General features: G+C 38.7%; 13 protein-coding genes. 6 read left to right on the forward strand and 7 right to left on the reverse strand.

Going from position 1 to position 16,988, the window contains the following annotated elements:
* Positions 1-14 precede the first annotated feature (14 nt).
* The 5 genes from lon to HMJ38_RS09345 form a co-directional block, all read right to left on the reverse strand.
* Complete coding sequence (gene lon, locus HMJ38_RS09325) at positions 15-2,504, reverse strand: endopeptidase La (protein ID WP_194974122.1); 2,490 nt, start codon at positions 2,502-2,504, stop codon at positions 15-17.
* Between the two features lie 219 nt (positions 2,505-2,723).
* On the reverse strand, positions 2,724-4,787 hold the full coding sequence (locus tag HMJ38_RS09330) for a Kelch repeat-containing protein (RefSeq protein ID WP_194974123.1): 2,064 nt from the start codon (positions 4,785-4,787) through the stop codon (positions 2,724-2,726).
* A gap of 11 nt (positions 4,788-4,798) precedes the next feature.
* Positions 4,799-6,025: a hypothetical protein gene (locus HMJ38_RS09335; protein WP_194974124.1), complete on the reverse strand. Its 1,227-nt coding sequence runs from the start codon at positions 6,023-6,025 to the stop codon at positions 4,799-4,801.
* A gap of 241 nt (positions 6,026-6,266) precedes the next feature.
* Positions 6,267-7,580: an RIP metalloprotease RseP gene (gene rseP, locus HMJ38_RS09340; protein WP_194974125.1), complete on the reverse strand. Its 1,314-nt coding sequence runs from the start codon at positions 7,578-7,580 to the stop codon at positions 6,267-6,269.
* The gene (locus HMJ38_RS09345) at positions 7,580-8,746 is read right to left on the reverse strand and encodes a 1-deoxy-D-xylulose-5-phosphate reductoisomerase (RefSeq protein WP_194974126.1); all 1,167 of its coding nucleotides are present in this window, start codon (positions 8,744-8,746) and stop codon (positions 7,580-7,582) included. Before HMJ38_RS09345 ends, rseP begins: the two co-directional genes overlap by 1 nt.
* Positions 8,747-8,951: 205 nt before the next feature.
* Here HMJ38_RS09345 and HMJ38_RS09350 point away from each other — a divergent pair, with 205 nt between their 5' ends.
* The 4 genes from HMJ38_RS09350 (at position 8,952) to HMJ38_RS09365 (ending at position 12,996) form a co-directional block, all read left to right on the forward strand.
* Positions 8,952-10,397, forward strand: coding sequence for a trypsin-like peptidase domain-containing protein (locus tag HMJ38_RS09350; RefSeq protein ID WP_194974127.1), 1,446 nt, complete (start codon positions 8,952-8,954; stop codon positions 10,395-10,397).
* Positions 10,398-10,477: 80 nt separating this feature from the next.
* The gene (locus tag HMJ38_RS09355) at positions 10,478-10,894 is read left to right on the forward strand and encodes a nucleotidyltransferase substrate binding protein (RefSeq protein ID WP_194974128.1); all 417 of its coding nucleotides are present in this window, start codon (positions 10,478-10,480) and stop codon (positions 10,892-10,894) included.
* A 115-nt stretch (positions 10,895-11,009) separates the two neighbouring features.
* Positions 11,010-12,293 carry an LVIVD repeat-containing protein gene (locus tag HMJ38_RS09360; protein ID WP_194974129.1) on the forward strand — a complete coding sequence of 428 codons (1,284 nt, stop codon included), beginning with the start codon at positions 11,010-11,012 and terminating at the stop codon, positions 12,291-12,293.
* Positions 12,294-12,372: 79 nt separating this feature from the next.
* Positions 12,373-12,996 carry a hypothetical protein gene (locus HMJ38_RS09365; RefSeq protein ID WP_194974130.1) on the forward strand — a complete coding sequence of 208 codons (624 nt, stop codon included), beginning with the start codon at positions 12,373-12,375 and terminating at the stop codon, positions 12,994-12,996.
* Positions 12,997-13,052: 56 nt separating this feature from the next.
* On the opposite strand, the gene HMJ38_RS09370 is transcribed toward HMJ38_RS09365, so the two are convergent.
* Together HMJ38_RS09370 and HMJ38_RS09375 are read right to left on the reverse strand one after the other, a co-directional pair.
* Positions 13,053-13,661 (reverse strand): OmpW family outer membrane protein, encoded by a 609-nt coding sequence (locus HMJ38_RS09370; protein ID WP_194974131.1) that lies wholly within the window; start codon positions 13,659-13,661, stop codon positions 13,053-13,055.
* 227 nt (positions 13,662-13,888) lie between these two features.
* On the reverse strand, positions 13,889-14,497 hold the full coding sequence (locus tag HMJ38_RS09375; RefSeq protein WP_194974132.1) for a hypothetical protein: 609 nt from the start codon (positions 14,495-14,497) through the stop codon (positions 13,889-13,891).
* Between the two features lie 123 nt (positions 14,498-14,620).
* On the opposite strand from HMJ38_RS09375, the gene HMJ38_RS09380 reads away from it, so the two are divergent.
* Together HMJ38_RS09380 and HMJ38_RS09385 are read left to right on the forward strand one after the other, a co-directional pair.
* Positions 14,621-15,337, forward strand: a complete 717-nt coding sequence (locus HMJ38_RS09380; RefSeq protein WP_194974133.1) for an ABC transporter ATP-binding protein — start codon at positions 14,621-14,623, stop codon at positions 15,335-15,337.
* A complete protein-coding gene (locus tag HMJ38_RS09385) occupies positions 15,330-16,973 on the forward strand; it encodes a putative ABC exporter domain-containing protein (protein WP_194974134.1) in 1,644 nt (547 codons plus the stop codon). Before HMJ38_RS09380 ends, HMJ38_RS09385 begins: the two co-directional genes overlap by 8 nt.
* Positions 16,974-16,988 lie beyond the last annotated feature (15 nt).

The raw sequence follows: 16,988 nt of genomic DNA on the forward strand, positions 1-16,988 counted from the left end.
ATTAGATAATATTATCAGGATTCCAAAGATACGTTATGAACTTCCTTCGGGAATCGAAAAACCATCGCATCTTCCACCTTTGACTTCATCAAAGCGATCTCCAAAACCTCTTCGACTTTGTCCACAAAATGGAATTGAACACCTTTGATATATGCTTCATCTATTTCCTCGATATCTCTTTTATTATTCTGACAAAGGATAATATCTTTTATTCCTGCTCTTTTTGCGGCAAGGATTTTTTCTTTTATACCTCCAACGGGCATTACCTTACCTCTCAGGGTGATTTCACCTGTCATGGCTATTCTGGATTTTACTTTTCGCTGTGTATAGATAGAAGCCATTGCTGTCAACATAGTAATTCCCGCGGAAGGACCATCTTTAGGTACCGCTCCGGCAGGCACATGAATATGAAGGTCATAATGGTCAAACACCCTTTCATCAATTCCCAGTTTATAAGCCTTGGATTTTAGGTAAGATAAGGCAGTCATAGCCGATTCCTTCATTACTTCACCCAATTGGCCTGAAAGGGTCAATTTTCCTTTTCCTTTACTAAGAGAAGTTTCTACAAAGAGAATCTCTCCTCCGACAGAAGTCCATGCCAATCCAGTAACTACTCCGGCTACACTGTTATCCTGATAAAATTCCTTATCGAAAATCTCCCCGCCTAAAACTTTCCTGACCAATTGGGGAGATATTTTCTTAGTGTATTCTTCTTCCATCGCAATAGATTTGGCAACGTTTCTCACCACTTTACCTATTGCCCTTTCCAAGTTCCTTACACCTGATTCCCGGGTATAATCCTCTATTATTTTAACAATAGCCGTCTTATCAAAAGCTATATCTTTACCTTTTAAGCCATGTTCTTTCCTCTGCTTCGGTATCAAATGCTTTTTAGCAATTTCGATTTTTTCTTCCAAGGTATAACCCGTCACCTCAATCACTTCCATCCTGTCTCTCAAGGCAGGCTGAATGGTATCCAAAGAATTGGCAGTGGCAATAAATAATACTTTTGATAAATCATATTCAACCTCAAGGTAATTATCTACAAAGGTGCTGTTCTGCTCAGGGTCCAATACTTCCAAAAATGCCGATGAAGGGTCTCCTCTGAAGTCAGAGCTTAACTTATCTATTTCATCCAATACATAAACAGGGTTTGAAAACTTCACTTTTTTCATGTTCTGAATAATCTTGCCAGGCATGGCACCCACATAGGTCTTCCTGTGTCCTCGGATTTCAGCTTCATCATGAACTCCACCCAAAGACATTCTTACATATTTTCTCCCCAAGGCTGTGGCCACTGATTTACCCAAGGAGGTTTTCCCAACTCCCGGAGGTCCATAAAGGCAAAGAATTGGACCTTTCAGATCATTTTTCAGTTTTAAAACGGCAAGGTATTCGATGATTCTCTCTTTGACTTTTTCAAGACCATGGTGATCTCTGTCCAAAATAGTTTTTGCTCTTTTAAGATCAAAATTATCTACGGTATATTCGCTCCAAGGAAGTTCTACCAATGTCTCCGCATAATTCAGCGCAATTGGATATTCAGCTGCTGATGGATTGATTCGAAGGATTTTATCCAATTCTTTATTAAAATGCTTTGCTACATCCTTGGACCATTTTTTCTTTGCTCCTTTGGCACGTAACTCCTCCACTTCTTTTTCAGGTCCCTCTTCACCCAACTCCGTTTGGAGCACTTTCATTTGCTGACGCAGGAAATAGTCTCTTTGCTGCTGATCTATATCGGTATGTACTTTCTTTTGGATCTCGCTTTTTAATTCAAGCATTTGGATATCCTTCATCATAAATTCCAACAAAAGCGTGGCCCTCTCCACACCATCATTGATCTCAAGCAGTCTCTGCTTGGAGTCAACGGGTGCATTGATGTTGGATGAAAGGAAGTGAGTAAGGAAAGCTGTGTTGTCTATATTGTCCAGGGCTACTTGGGCTTCTCTTGGGATTTCGGGATTGAGATGCAAGATTTTTGCAGCAGCATCCTTAAGAGATTCTTCTAAAGCCTGAATTTTTTTACTGTTTTTTGGAAAATTTTCTTCAAGATATTCCACCCTCGCTGTGAAATATGGATCCTCAGTCAAAGGCTCTAAAATGCTGAAACGCTTTTTTCCCTGAATAATGATAGTCGTATTCCCATCAGGCAAAACTATCATCTTGATGATTTTGGCCAATGTACCTACATGATATATGTCTTCCCATGAAGGATCATCATTTTGGGGATTGACCTGTGCACAGACACCAATCAGCTTATTGCCTTTTTGGGCTTTCTTCACAAGCCTGATAGAGCGCTGTCTTCCAACTGTAATTGGAATTACTACTCCAGGGAATAAAACTGTGTTGCGTACAGATAAAATAGGTATTTCATTGGATAGGTCTTCCGGATGTTGGGCCGAATCATCTTCATCATCAGTGATAAGTTGAATAAGGTCACCTTCTCCGGCATAATCGCCCACCAAAAAGGTTTGATATAATTGGTTTTCGTAATTGTTCATAAAGGACAATATGACTGTCGTAATGTCATGTTAATTATTAAAAGAAATAAGAACCTTCAAGTTAACAAGGTTCTCCCAATAAAATCAATGTATATGCCAAGGTTTATTTAAGCACAAATTGGCAGGTAAAAATAGATGAAATTTTAATTGCCCATTATGCAGTGACTTTATCACTCTATCAAAATCAAAATTTAATGGCTGCATTAAGGGAATAAAATGTTAGAAGAATTCAGGATCAACTTCAGCAATGATATAATACCCATCATAAATGTATATCCTGTTGGTAATGCCTACTGACAACAGAGGCCTTAAATAGTTCGCACTTGAATATTCAGTAACCTGATAATTCACTAAATTAAAACTAAATAGTCCCCTTTCGAATAAAGCGAACGCTTCCATTCCTATAACAAAAACCTCATTGGATACCGGAAGACCTGGTAAATCCAAAGCCCCTACTTCATTCCATTTTTGAATAGTTTCATTGAATTCATAAAGGAATGTACTGTTATCCGATTCATTATCAAGCCCAATCATGAATAATTTTGCATTATGCCTGTAGGTTAAGTGACTTCTCCTGTTGGTACCCATTTCGAATTCAGCATCATTTATTTTGGACCAAGTTTGGGAAGCAAAATCAAAACGCCAACGCTCATTGGATGGAAAAGCTCCCTCCCCCTCTGTAAAAACAAAACCTCCATCATAATACAAGTACTTATCTGTGGCATATACAGCCAATGGGGAAGTAGACCTAGTCGGAATATTTGGTAGTTTGACAATCCTTTCGGTCAGTGGGTCAAACTCAAAGAAATCCACCAAACCTCCATCTTTAGTAAGGTTGTCTGCTCCAGTGTAGATTTTGCCGTTGGGTGCCAATAATGCAAATTGATTGCTTAGGCTAAATACACTATTGGACTGACTTTGGGTAACCAAAGTAAACCCTTGTATTTCCGGAGTCAATTTAAAAACCTCTTTTCCTGCAAAAAAGTATCCCTTGTTTTCCATCGAGACAGCCCTAGATCCATTGGCCGTTGCGACATTATAAAACCTTTCTGGAATCCTTGTATGAAAAAGGGAAGGATTGGTAAGATTGACTTCAATAAAATTTTCCGAAAGTTTCCCAAAATTATTAAAATAAAAACGATTATTACGCTTCACTCCATCTGTCATATTTATAACAAATCCTACTTCATCATCTTCAAGTAATTCTTCTCCAGTCAATTCTACAGGACTTTGAAAGTCTGATGCAATTATCGAGTTATACCATAAATTGTGTATATTCTTATTAATAACTTTTGCAACGATAAAATCAGCGCTGTTCACAGAGAATTGTTGTCCTGTAACAAACTCAGTAGGGTTTATCTCAAATGAATTCTCGATAAGATAAGGCTCTCCTCTTATAACCACTTCAATTTTTGGACTACTTTGAGAAAAAAAGGTGGAAGGATTAAAGCCTATTCTTGTTTTTGAATTAAAGTTTCCATTTAATTGGGTCTTTCTTTCTTGGTTTTCTACATAGTACACTTCAAAAAAACCTGCCGACTCCATAAAATCCCCCTCAATAAAGACAGGCTGATTGTAATTGACTTTCTGATTGGGAATGATCCTGAATTCTGGCTTTTTGAAAGTGAATGGTGATTCTACCTGCAATAATTTATCACCTATTTTTAAATAGAAAAGAAAGGTTTTGTCCATGACAATCCTTCCATCGAATAAAATCCCATCGGGAAGCAAAAATTTAAAGTAATCATCACCAATCTCCACTACTGTAGCTATTTCACTCTCTACAATAACTGTATAATTGTCAATCGATCTGCTTAAATTACTGGCAAAGACAGTAATGGTATCCCTAAAGTACAAAGGAGTGGGAAGTTCAATTCGCTGAAATATAAAACCTTCAGAGCCTTTACTTTCAAATTCCACCGGTGCTGAATAAATATAACCCGTAGCAGTTCTCATAAAAGCAGCTACGTTGTACTTTTCTCCGAGAGCCATGGAATGGGTCGCTTTTATTTCAAATTGAGCAGCAGGTTTTCCTTCTTTTTTTACAATCTCTGAATTTTCTATTCTAGGCTGAAAAGATTTTCCGTACACAAATCCGTATTCGAGGATTTCTTCATTTCCAAATTCAAAAACATTGGCCGCAAACTGAGCACCTGATGCATCTAGGTTCTGTACAAATGCAATACTAAACCTGGGATTTTTTCTAGGTTCAAGGGTATCTTTCTCACAAGCAAAAAGACCAATAATCAAACAGAATAGTACTATTTTGGATTGAATTTTCATCTTAGTGGCAGTTAATATCGAATAGCAAAAAATAAAGAACCCATAAGCTGATTATAAGAGGCTTTATTAAGTCCCAATTGAGCACTGAAAGCGGAGGGAGCATACTCCATCTGCAATTCGACCAGAAATCCTAATGGCTTACCTGCATTGATATGAGTGCCAATCTTAATAGAAGGATTTACCATGGACTTCTTCCATGTTAAAAATGAGTGCTCTTCCAATACTGTGGCAGCATTATAGTTCGTTGTCAAATCTCTGATGGCATAAGTTGGGGCCGTGGTATTGAATCTAAAAAAGGCACCTAAACCAAGATAAGATTCTATACTTTTACTTTTATGGAAAGAATAATTTAAGAAAACAGGGGCATAAACAGATGTGAATTTAAATTCTTCAGTACCTGTAAATGTCACTTGAGGGTTAATATATTCAGAATCAAGTCTATTATTCGCAAATGCAAAACCCAAGCCCAGATCAAAACCTATTTTGGGAAGATTTCTGAATTGATATACTTTTAAACCCATAAGGACAAAAGGCATTCCTGCATTTTCCAATACATCTTTTCTTCCAGAAGTCCTGTTATTGACGGATGTCTGCGTTAAGGTATAGCCAGCTCCTAAATACGGTGAAAGTCTTACGCGCTTGATCTGAGCAATATGAACTTTGAAATCCAACCCCTCACATAAATGATATTTGGACAAAATCTCAACAAAATCCTGCTCGGAGTAATTGGTTCTATTGATGAGATTGGAAAGTTGTGTACCACAAATACCGGCCATAAGGATTTTCAAGGTCCCAATAAATGGTTTTTTGTAAGTCCGAAGCGTGCGGCTATCGAATTCTATTTTCTCATATCCGGCAACCAACTCCGTAATTTCCTTTTCCCCTTCGATAAAGAAATTACCTTTATAGCTTAAAAGACTAAGGGACCCCGTTAACATTTGCTGAACAAATACCTTCTCCTGCATCCCCGGTAAAATTTTGCTGTAAAAAATTCTTCCATTATCCAAGCCAAAACCTTGTATATCCTTTGGTTGATAGGCAAATTTTTCACCTAATGGGTTTATAAAATTGATCACCCTATACTGACTGTAATCAAAATCCCTAATGACCTGACCATAGACTTGCTGTCCCGAAGAAAGGATCACAAAATCACGATAAACGTCCTGTGCTCTCAATGAGTTTGTTAAAACCATCAGCCAGACAATCCCTGTCCAGCAGATGAGAAAACAGTGTTTCATAAATAAAGAAAACTTGTCTCTAATGGATTATTAAAATAATTTTAACTGTTGTTATCTGCCCCAAAGATCAATGCAAATTACCTTCAAAATATGAAATGAATAATGAAGTTTTAAGACTTCTAATCCCATCATTACTAAGAAAGTAGACAATTGTAAATAAAAATCTGAATAAAAAAAATAAGGATAAGCCTTGTGAGGCTTATCCTTATTTAACTTATTGATATTCAGTTTATTTAATTTTTCAACCCGTAAAAATCTTCAAAATATCATTCCCAATGGCAAAAACCATTAAGGCCAATAACATCACCATACCCACCTTTTGAGCATTCTCCAGAAACTTGTCGGAAGGTGCCTGACCGGATACCATTTCATATAACAAAAACATCACATGACCGCCATCCAATGCCGGAATTGGCAATAAGTTCATAAAAGCCAAAATCATGGAGATCAGACCTGTAATACTCCAAAATTTCACCCAATCCCATCTGCTGCCATAAATCTTTGCCATGCCTATTGGGCCGCTGACATTTTTGGCAGAAACCTCACCTGTAAACATTTTACCCAATGCTCTTGCATTGATGATAACCACTCCAAAAGCCCTTTCAGTACCTTTGACAATAGATTCTCCTATGGCATATTTTTGGACGACCGGGTCAATAGGCGCATTCAAAAATCCCAAAGTACCTTGTTCGCTAACCTGAACTTCCTTTTCAATTTTTTGACCATTTCTTTCAAACAGTAAATTTGCCTGTTCCCCTTTCAGTTGGGAAAGTGTTGCCTGCAATTCGTTGATATATGAAACTTCTTGTTGATTGACAGAGAGAATTCTATCTCCAGTTTGAAGGCCTGATTTTTCAGCTTCGCTCCCAGGGGAAATTTCCATCACCTTAATAGGATGTCTGATGTCCAGGAATTGCCCCATACTTTCTTCATTGGAAAAAGAATTGATAAAGCCTCTTGGGATTTCAATTTTAACTGTTTCCCCACTGCGGTCAACCGTGTAATATCCCTCAGAACTGAGAAGAGCATTGCCACTGCTGAGGTCTCCAAGGGTCTTGTATAGCTCACCACTGATATCCAAAATCCTATCCCCATCTTGAAATCCTATCTCTTGGCCAATTTCATAGGCCACTATTCCATGCTCGATTACCTGATCTCTGGAATAATAAGTTTCACCTCTTTGATGCACCAAAATCACAAAGATCACGATCCCTGTGACAACATTGACAATGATTCCCCCCAACATGACGATCAGGCGTTGCCATGCAGGTTTTGACCTAAATTCCCATGGCTGTGGTTCAGAGGATAACTGTTCAGTATCCATGGACTCGTCCACCATACCTGAGATCTTGACAAAACCTCCCAAAGGAATCGCTCCTATGGAATACTCTGTCTCCCCCCACTTGAACCCAACTATTTTTGGCGGAAATCCTATGGAGAATTTTTCCACACGCATACCAAACATCTTGGCCGTCAACAAGTGACCCAATTCATGCAATCCAACCAAAATTGACAATCCCAGAATCAGCTGGGCCACCATAATCAATGTATCCATTATATTTTACTCTTAATTAATTCTTCCGTTATTCTTCTGGACATGCTGTCCGTTTCTATATAATCCAATAAACTAGGTTTCTGGATAAATGTTACTTTTTCTAAAGCGTTCTCTATCAATTCTGACATTTCCAGAAAACCGATTTCATCTTGCAAAAATGCAGCCACCGCAATTTCGTTTGCAGCATTTAGTATACATGGGGCATTTCCTCCTCTTTCCAGCGCCTTAAATGCCAATCCGAGATTTCGAAAAGTTTCCATGTCGGGTTTTTCAAAAGTCAAACTAGGATAATTGGCAAAGTCAAATCTAGGGAAGTCAGCTTTTAACCTTTGAGGATAGCTCAAAGCAAACTGTATAGGAATACGCATATCCGGTAATCCGAGTTGCGCTTTCATCGAACCATCCTCAAACTGTACCAAAGAATGGATAATGGATTGGGGATGAACTACTACCTCAATCTGATCTATGGAAAGCCCAAACAGCCATTTTGCCTCAATGACTTCAAGTCCTTTGTTCATCAGGCTAGCTGAGTCAATTGTAATTTTAGCACCCATATCCCAATTGGGGTGCTTCAAAGCCTGAGCTTTGGTTACATTTTCCAAAAACGTTTTATCTTTCCCCCTAAAAGGTCCACCCGAGGCGGTTAGAATGATTTTTTCAATAGGATTATGAAACTCACCAACCAAGCACTGAAATATTGCTGAATGCTCTGAATCAACCGGATAGATATTCACACCTTTTTCTTTGGCCAATTGTGTGATTAACTCACCTGCTACGACCAAAGTCTCCTTATTGGCAAGAGCGATCTGCTTTCCAGCTTCGATGGCCTTCATGGTTGGAATGAGCCCTGAATAACCTACCAAAGCAGTTAGCACCAAGTCTATTTCTCCCATCGTAACTATATCCGCGATTGCTTTATCTCCCGCATATACTTTGATATCGTGGGTTAATAAAGCCTCTTTCACTTTATGATATAGGCTTTCATTCCCGATAACCACACAATTTGGCTGGAACTTCAAAGCCTGTTCAATCAGTAAATCTGCATTATTTTGGGCAGTCAGGACTTCTACTTGAAAACTTTCGGGGTGGGCTTGGATGACATCCAGGGTTTGGGTTCCGATACTACCTGTTGAGCCTAGGATGGCTACATTCTTTTTTCCTGACATTAATTCAAGTTGCATATAAGGGACTTCTCCAAAACAATAATTGGTGACAGTCCCCAATTTTTAATCTGACAAAATTACAATGTTAAAAGACTTTTCCTTCAATTTTTTAAGTCTTTTTGTAAGTTTATCGATTTGGCATTTAAATGGGTTAGGAAAAACCAGCTTATTTTTATTTGTATATTAACCTAAAATTGAGAAGTCCGTAATGGAGAATATGCTTAAAAATATTAGAATCATTCTTTTGGCCTTTACAGCTGGTATTGCTGGTGCATGGGCATTTCAACAATTTTCAAACAATGAAATGGTCACCGAGACCAATGAAATATTACAGAGGGAGACCCCGAAGTACCAAGTTGATTATTTGGAATCGCCACGGGAAATTGTCGAGAATCCGGTTTCATTTGTGGAAGCTTCAGAAAAAAGTACCCCATCAGTGGTTTTTATCAAGAATTTTTCGGGAACTGACCAAAGAAGATATAGTATATTCGATTATTTTTTTGGTACTGGTCCACAACAAAGGGTAAGTACAGGTTCTGGTGTCATTATCAGTAAAGATGGCTATATCATCACCAACAACCATGTGGTAGATAGGGCAGAAACTATTGAAGTGGTCCATCAAAAAAGAACCTATCCTGCCAAATTGATCGGCACGGACAAAAATACAGATATCGCGGTGTTAAAAGTGGGAACTGATAACCTGCCGGCTATTCAACTGGGCAGTAGTAGAAACCTCAGAATCGGTGAATGGGTCATCGCAGTAGGTAACCCCTTTAACCTTACCTCCACAGTGACTGCAGGAATTGTCTCTGCCAAAGAAAGACAGATCAACATCCTAGGAGGTGAATTTCCTTTGGAATCATTTATTCAAACGGATGCCCCCATCAATCCTGGGAATTCAGGAGGTGCCTTGGTCAATATCCAGGGTGAATTGGTAGGGATCAATACCGCGATTCTTTCCCGAACAGGGTCTTATACTGGATATGGATTTGCGGTACCGGTTGATATTGCCATGAAAATCGCCAATGACCTTATCAAATTCGGTGAAGTACAAAAAGCCATTCCGGGAGTGGAGGTGGTGGAAATTACACCTGAACTCGCAGAAGAAATGGGACTTAAAACCTTGGATGGTGTCATCATCACGCATGTGGTCAGAGAAGGTGCAGGTGAAAAAGCAGGACTTCAGCGCAATGATGTCATTACCAAGATTGAAGACATTAATATTACTGGAAAAGGAAGTTTTGAGGAAGTTCTCTCATACTATTATCCCGGAGATAGAATCAATGTTCAGTTCCAAAGGAAAAATGACAATAAAACCGCAAAAATTGCTTTACAAAACTTGGAGGGAGGAATTGGAATTATCAAACGAGAGTTTTACTCCTCAGCTTTATTGGGTGCCCAACTGGAAGCTGTGAATACCCTAGAAAAAGATCGACTTGGAATTGATTTTGGAATAAAAATTACCGGTATGACCCGAGGCTATTTGAGGGATTTGGGACTTAATAATGGTTTTGTCATCACCCAAATCAACGGTGACCCTGCGAAAAATCCGGAGGAAGTCGGAAAACTCCTTGAAAAATTCAGCGGAAGACTCAGGTTGGAGGGGGTATCTCCAAATGGTCAACCCTTTATGCAATCCTACAATGTGAGATAAATTGCTTAAATTAAAGGCATGCAAATAAATCTTGAACCCTCCATTTTAGAAATGTTAAAACTTTAATCCCCAAGACTACCATGAAAATTCTCCCTCCTACTTGTGAAAAATGTTTTGATGATTTCCAACAAGCTTTAGATGAATTGAGGGAAGTAATCAGACCTTTTAAGAATATCCCTCTTGATCCTAAAACCCAACACAAAGTCATCAGAACCTTTGAATTGACTCATGAACTTGCATTGAACACAATGGGTGAATTTTTTAAAAAACAAGGAAGACGCCCATTTTCAGGCTCAAGAGATGTGACAGTAGAAGCTTTCAACGAGGACTTGATTGACAATGGCAAAGGTTGGTTGGACATCATCATAGAAAGAATAAAATTCAATCCTTTATACCCTGAGGACTATGAAGCTGAATTCAGTCATAACATTATCAAAAAGCATATACTTTTATTGGAAAACTTTGAGAGGAAAATGATTGGAAAATTGAACAATTGATAAGCTGAAAAAATATTTTAAAAATATTTGATCTGACTTGTCGCACTTATACAAAATTTTTCGTCAGGGGAGAGTAGCGTTTTTACAATATCATTTTCTTTAACCGTTATTTGCCATGAAAACAACCCTACTTTCCCTTATCAGCCGACCGCTCAATTTGGTTTTGGCGCTCATGATGTTTTTGGTTTTACCTTCCTGTCATGATGAAGTAAGCAGTACAGTAACGTACAGAACTTCCATCCCCGTTTATCTTGAAATGAGTACTGTCAGAGCTTCAGACATCATTATCGAACAAGGAAGAGAACTGGACAATCCAGGCAAAATTTACATTTATGGGGATTTTTTATTTATCAATGAACCCAATAAAGGAATTCACATCCTTGACAACTCTAACCCTGCTTCTCCGGTAAATATCAATTTCATCAACATCCCCGGAAATGTAGATTTGGCTGTGAATACAGATATTCTTTATGCCGATAGTTATGTGGATTTACTTGCTTTTGACATTTCAGATCCAAGAAACATCAAACAAGTAAACAGGGTTGAAGATGTATTTATGCATATGTACAGCAACCATGCGACCAATACCATAATCACCTGGAAAGACACGGTAATGACTGCTGACTCGGATATGATGTGGGGTTGGCAGGGAAGATGGGGTGGGATGTGGATGGCTGAGTCTTCTGATGCGAGTTTCAGCGGTAACAGAGGAGGTGCTCAAAGTTATGGCCAAGGTGGTTCTATGGCGAGATTCACTTTGATGAGTGGTCACCTTTATGCCGTGGATGAATATAGCCTTAGGGTATTTGATGTCATGCAAGAAGATGATCCCAAACATCTCAAAAACATAGATTTGGGTTGGGGAATTGAAACAATCTTTCCATTCAAGGACAAACTTTTTATCGGCTCAAACACAGGTATGCATATCTATGATGCCAGCAATCCATCTGATCCAAAAGTCATGTCAGTATACCAACACATCACTGCCTGTGATCCTGTGGTAGTAAATGATGTGCATGCATTTGTCACGTTAAGATCGGGCATGTTTTGCAGGATGGGAGTAGATGAACTTCAAGTGGTCGACATTACGAATTTATATCAACCCACTTTAGTCAAGGCTTACCCCATGTTGAATCCTCATGGATTGGCATTGGCAGGAGATTATTTATATGTGGCTGAGGGAGAACATGGGCTCAAAAGCTTTAATGTGGAAGATGTTTTCAACATTGACAAAAACCAATTGGAGTTCCTGAAATCTATGAAATCGGTGGACATCATTCCAGGTCCAAAATCATTGATCGTCATAGGACCTGATGGAGTTTGCCAGTTTGATTATTCTACCCCGTCTGTGCTAAAGCCATTGAGTTGTATTCAGGTTAAAAACCCGGTCATTGTTTGATCATATAATTCCTTCCAAAGGTTAGACCCTATGGAATGTTTACTTTAATTGAAATCCAATCTTTAGAAAGTAAAATTTGATGAAAAAAGAAATTCCAATGTTACTTTTTATGGTTTTCCTATTAGGTTACAGCCCTGCATTTTCTCAAAATGGGAACTATATAAATCATACTGAGTTCGGGCCTATGATTGGCAGGTTAAAGGTTTGGGATAATAATTTTGAAACACGAGTGAATTTTTCATTCCAATCCTTTAATGGTGTAAGAATTGACAAGAACCATGCAGTAGGATTTTTAGTGGGATTGGATACTTATCCGAATTTCAATTTGGTCCCCATGGCTTTTGGTTGGAGGGGATTTTTGGACAATGGAAAAAGGAATACTCCTTTTGCAGGTTTTGATATCGGAAAGGGATCAGCGATTTTGGAAAAAAGAGATGTCAACGAATGGAGTGAGACATGGTATGAAGGCGGATTTTTGGTCAGTCCCCAAATAGGTGTCAAAAGAAACTCCAAAAAAAGAAACCATGCCTTTACTTGGAGTTTGGGATTTAAAAGACAGCATGCCTTCTTTTATGAAGGGGTAAGGGATTTTTTTGGTACCACAAACAGTCCAGGCAGCAATTTACCGCTGGGTTTCAGTTCTGTCCGGGAAGAATCTTATGTATTCAATAGTCTATTGCTTAAATGGGGGCTTATGTTTTAAATAAAAGAGGGTGTTCCAAAATCGGAAACACCCTCTTTTTTTAAATTTTATAATTTTTAATTCCGCCACTTACCTCCACCTACATAAAATCCAAGTGCTACGCCCAAATAACTGTTTCCGGTTTCACCGATTACTGTACCTTGTGAATTGACCAAATCAGATTTTGGAACCAAATTATAATCCAGAGATAATCTGAATTTACCAGCTTCAAAACCTGCTCTAAGTACAGGTGCAAATGCAGTATTAGCAGACAATCCTCCATAATCGTCAGGGTCATTTGTTGTATCTACCTCCACAGAAGCAAAAGTCATCCAGCCTAGTCCTGCGCCCACAAAAGGCGCAAAATTGCTACCTTCCGACTTGAAATAATAATCGTATGTCAAAACATACGAACCATTGACACTCACTTTTCCTGTGGCATCATCAGTATTGGAAAAATAAACCAGATCCCTTACCATGGCAGCACCTCCTATTCTTAAACCAATATTCATATTGTCCTGAATGTTGTATTTGGGTTCCAAATAAAACAAAAGCCCTCCTCCACCTGACATCGGAACGGTATAACCTAGATCCAACCCAACCCGGAACTTACCTTTTTCCTGTGCATTCACCGTGGTAATCACACCAAATAAGAGCAATACGAAAACTACTATTACGTTTTTCATAACATTATTTTTAAATTAAGAATAAGGTAAATTTAACATTTTTTAACTTAATCGAGCGAAAATATGATTGAAATATTTTGTTTGAAAAATGACAATTTCTTAACCTAAACATACTAGTAGTTAATGGATTGGTCAAAAAATATGGAAAACATAATGTCGTCAACAAAATTACTTGCCAATCGGATGGAGGAGAAGAAATCAGTTTATTAGGCTTATATTTTTATTGCTTAATTCCTCCACTTACCTCCACCCACATAGAATCCAATTGCAATTCCCAAGTAGGCGTTACCAGTTTCGCCAATTACAGTTCCTTGTGAATTAACGAGGTCAGATTTTGGTACAATATTGTAATCTAAGGAAAATCTGAATTTTGCCGCTTCAAATCCCGCCCTTAAGACCGGGGCAATGGTAGATCTAGTACCCAAAAAACCAAAATCTTCCGGGTCTGCTGTAGTTTCCCAATCTAAACTTGCAAATCTCATCCATCCTATTCCCCCTCCTACAAATGGTGCAAAACTACTTCCCTCAGTTTTGAAGTAATAATCATAGGTCAAAACATAAGAGATATTGACACTTATTTTTGCTGAGCCAGCATTTGTGTTGGAAGAATATACAATATCCCTTAACATGGTAGCACCACCGATTCTCAAACCAATATTCATATTTTCTCGAATATTGTACTTAGGCTCCAAATAATACAAGAGCCCTCCCCCGCCTGCCATTGGAACGGTATATCCTAAATCCAATCCAACCCTGAATTTCCCCTTTTCCTGGCCATTGGCAGTAAAGGTAAAACCAAAAATCAGGACAGCTAAAACTACAATTACGTTTTTCATAGTATGATTTTTTATAGTTAAAATAAAGTAAATCAAAGTAAAAATAACAATTTTAGACTCAATGGAACACAAATACAATTGAAATGTTTAATATTTGAAAATTAAAATTTTTATTCTTGAGACATGTTAGACGTAAATGGTTTGGTCAAAAAGTACGGTAAGCAAAACGCCGTCAATAACATTACCTTTCAATTGGATGGAGGAGAAGTAGTCGGTTTATTAGGTCCCAATGGTGCTGGGAAAAGCACGACTATGAAATGTATCGTTGGGTTACTTAGAAAAACTGCCGGTGAAATCACCATCGGTGGACATGACCACTTGTCGGTGGCTGCCAAAAGACTTTTCTCCTACATTCCTGAGACTCCTCACGTATATGACCTTTTGACCATCAAGGAACATTTGCAATTTATTGCCCAAGCTTATTCGGTCAAAGATTGGCAAGCCAAAGCCAAAGAATGGATGAAACTCTATGACCTTACTGATAAACAGGACAAACTGGGCCGGGATCTTTCCAAGGGCATGAGACAAAAAGTTTCCATCTGCTGTGCCCTGCTGCCTGATCCTCAGGTTTTATTTTTTGATGAGCCCATGATCGGACTAGATCCAAAAGCCATCAAAAATACCAAAAGAATTTTCAAGGAATTGAAAGAAAAAGGAAAGACCATTTTGGTAAGCACCCATTTGATAGATGGTGTAGAAAACATTGCCGACCGGATCATGATTATGAAAGATGGCAATATCATTGGCAATGATACGCTAACAAACCTTAAGGCCACTTTCAACAGTGGTGCAGATTCATCTTTGGAGGATTTATTTTTAGAATTGACAAAGGATGAATGAGTTTAGACTTTTGCTCCGAAAGGATCTTTTTATCCTGATCAACAATATCAAACTGATTCTCAAGAATCCCTTACGATTATTGCCATATCTATTTGTAGTTGGCTATTTCAGCTTTTTTTACCTCAGAAGAGGGACAAGAAAAACAGATACAGGAGACTTGGATATGGATCAGTTCCAGGATGCAGCAGATCAGATTGGCGAAGTTAGTTTTGGGCAACAGAATCTCTTGGGAGGAGTCACGTTGTTAGCTTTGGGCTTTTTGATGTTCCAATTGTACAAGGCTACCAAAAAGAATGTCAGTTTTTTCAGCATGGCAGATGTCAACCTTTTGTTCACTTCTCCTGTGGCTCCTGCAAAAATCCTGCTTTACTATATGATCAGATCGATCTTCCCGGCAGTGGGTGGCAGTTTTATTTTTGTTTTATACAGCACCGCCCAACTCAATGAAATGTATGATTTCAACATTTGGAACCTCTTGTTGATGTCAATGGGATTGACCTTATTTTTCTTTATCCTCTCCCCTATCCGGTTTTTGGTCTACACCCTCAATACCAAATATGATATTTTACCTTATGTCAAAAACGGGGTTTTCGCATTGGGTGGAATTTTATCTTTGATGATATTGATTCCAGGTATGATGGCGGAAAAATTCTGGCAGGGAATGTTTGCTTGGATTGGGTCCAAATGGTTTGATTTCTTCCCTTTGGTGGGTTGGAGCCGGGGAATCATTACCTATTTAGGACATGAAAATATCTGGATTGCTTTTGGGTTCATTGCAGTTTATGTGCTCTCATTCTTGCTGATCTTGAATCTCGTGATTGTCCATTCAGGATATTATTATGAAGATGTGTTGGAATCCACCAAATCCAATGAGGAAGTCAAAGAAAAAGTAAAGGGCAAGCGGGAAGCTTCAGAGTCTTCCATGAGCCTTAATACCAAAAAGAAACTCGACCTCAAGGATTTCGGAACCGGTGCGGTTGCGCTTTATTGGCGAAATTATGTTCACAGTTCAAGACAGGATTTCCATCCACTTTTTGGGCTGTATGGGTTGATATTTGCGGGAATTGGTATTGTGATGGCCGTCCTGTCCAATTTTGACTGGTTCAATCACGCCATCATCTATGGGTATTTGGCCACCATGCTGGGATTTTATTTTCTTTCCGGAATGGGCCGTACCAATGTAGGAGACCTTAAAAAACCGTTTTTTATCCTAATCCCTGCTTCCTGGCCTTCCAAGTTCTGGAATATTATCAAATTGGATATTTACCAGACTTTAATCTTTGCGGTGATCCTGATCATCCCAACAGTCCTTATTGCACAGTTGAGTTGGGGGTTGATGGTTCTTTTTCCATTTTGTTTGGGAACATTTTACATTGCCGGGTTTGCTATTACCCTGACAACTCAGGTAGGGTTTGACGAGGGTTGGGACCGGAAATTAATCAAGCCATTGATTGTGGGTGGGGTTATATTTTTCGGTATTCTACCCTCAATGGCTGCAGGAGTTTTTGCGTACATCATCTCCAAACAAGTAGTTTATGCTTTTCTGGGTACAGGAATGGGAATGACCTTAGTCGCAGCAGTCATGCTTCATGTAGCTTTAGATATTGTGAGTAGGTTGGAGTTTAAGGAGATTTGAAAAGGGTTGTTGTTG

Source organism: Aquiflexum lacus (assembly GCF_015476655.1).
Lineage (GTDB): Bacteria > Bacteroidota > Bacteroidia > Cytophagales > Cyclobacteriaceae > Aquiflexum > Aquiflexum lacus.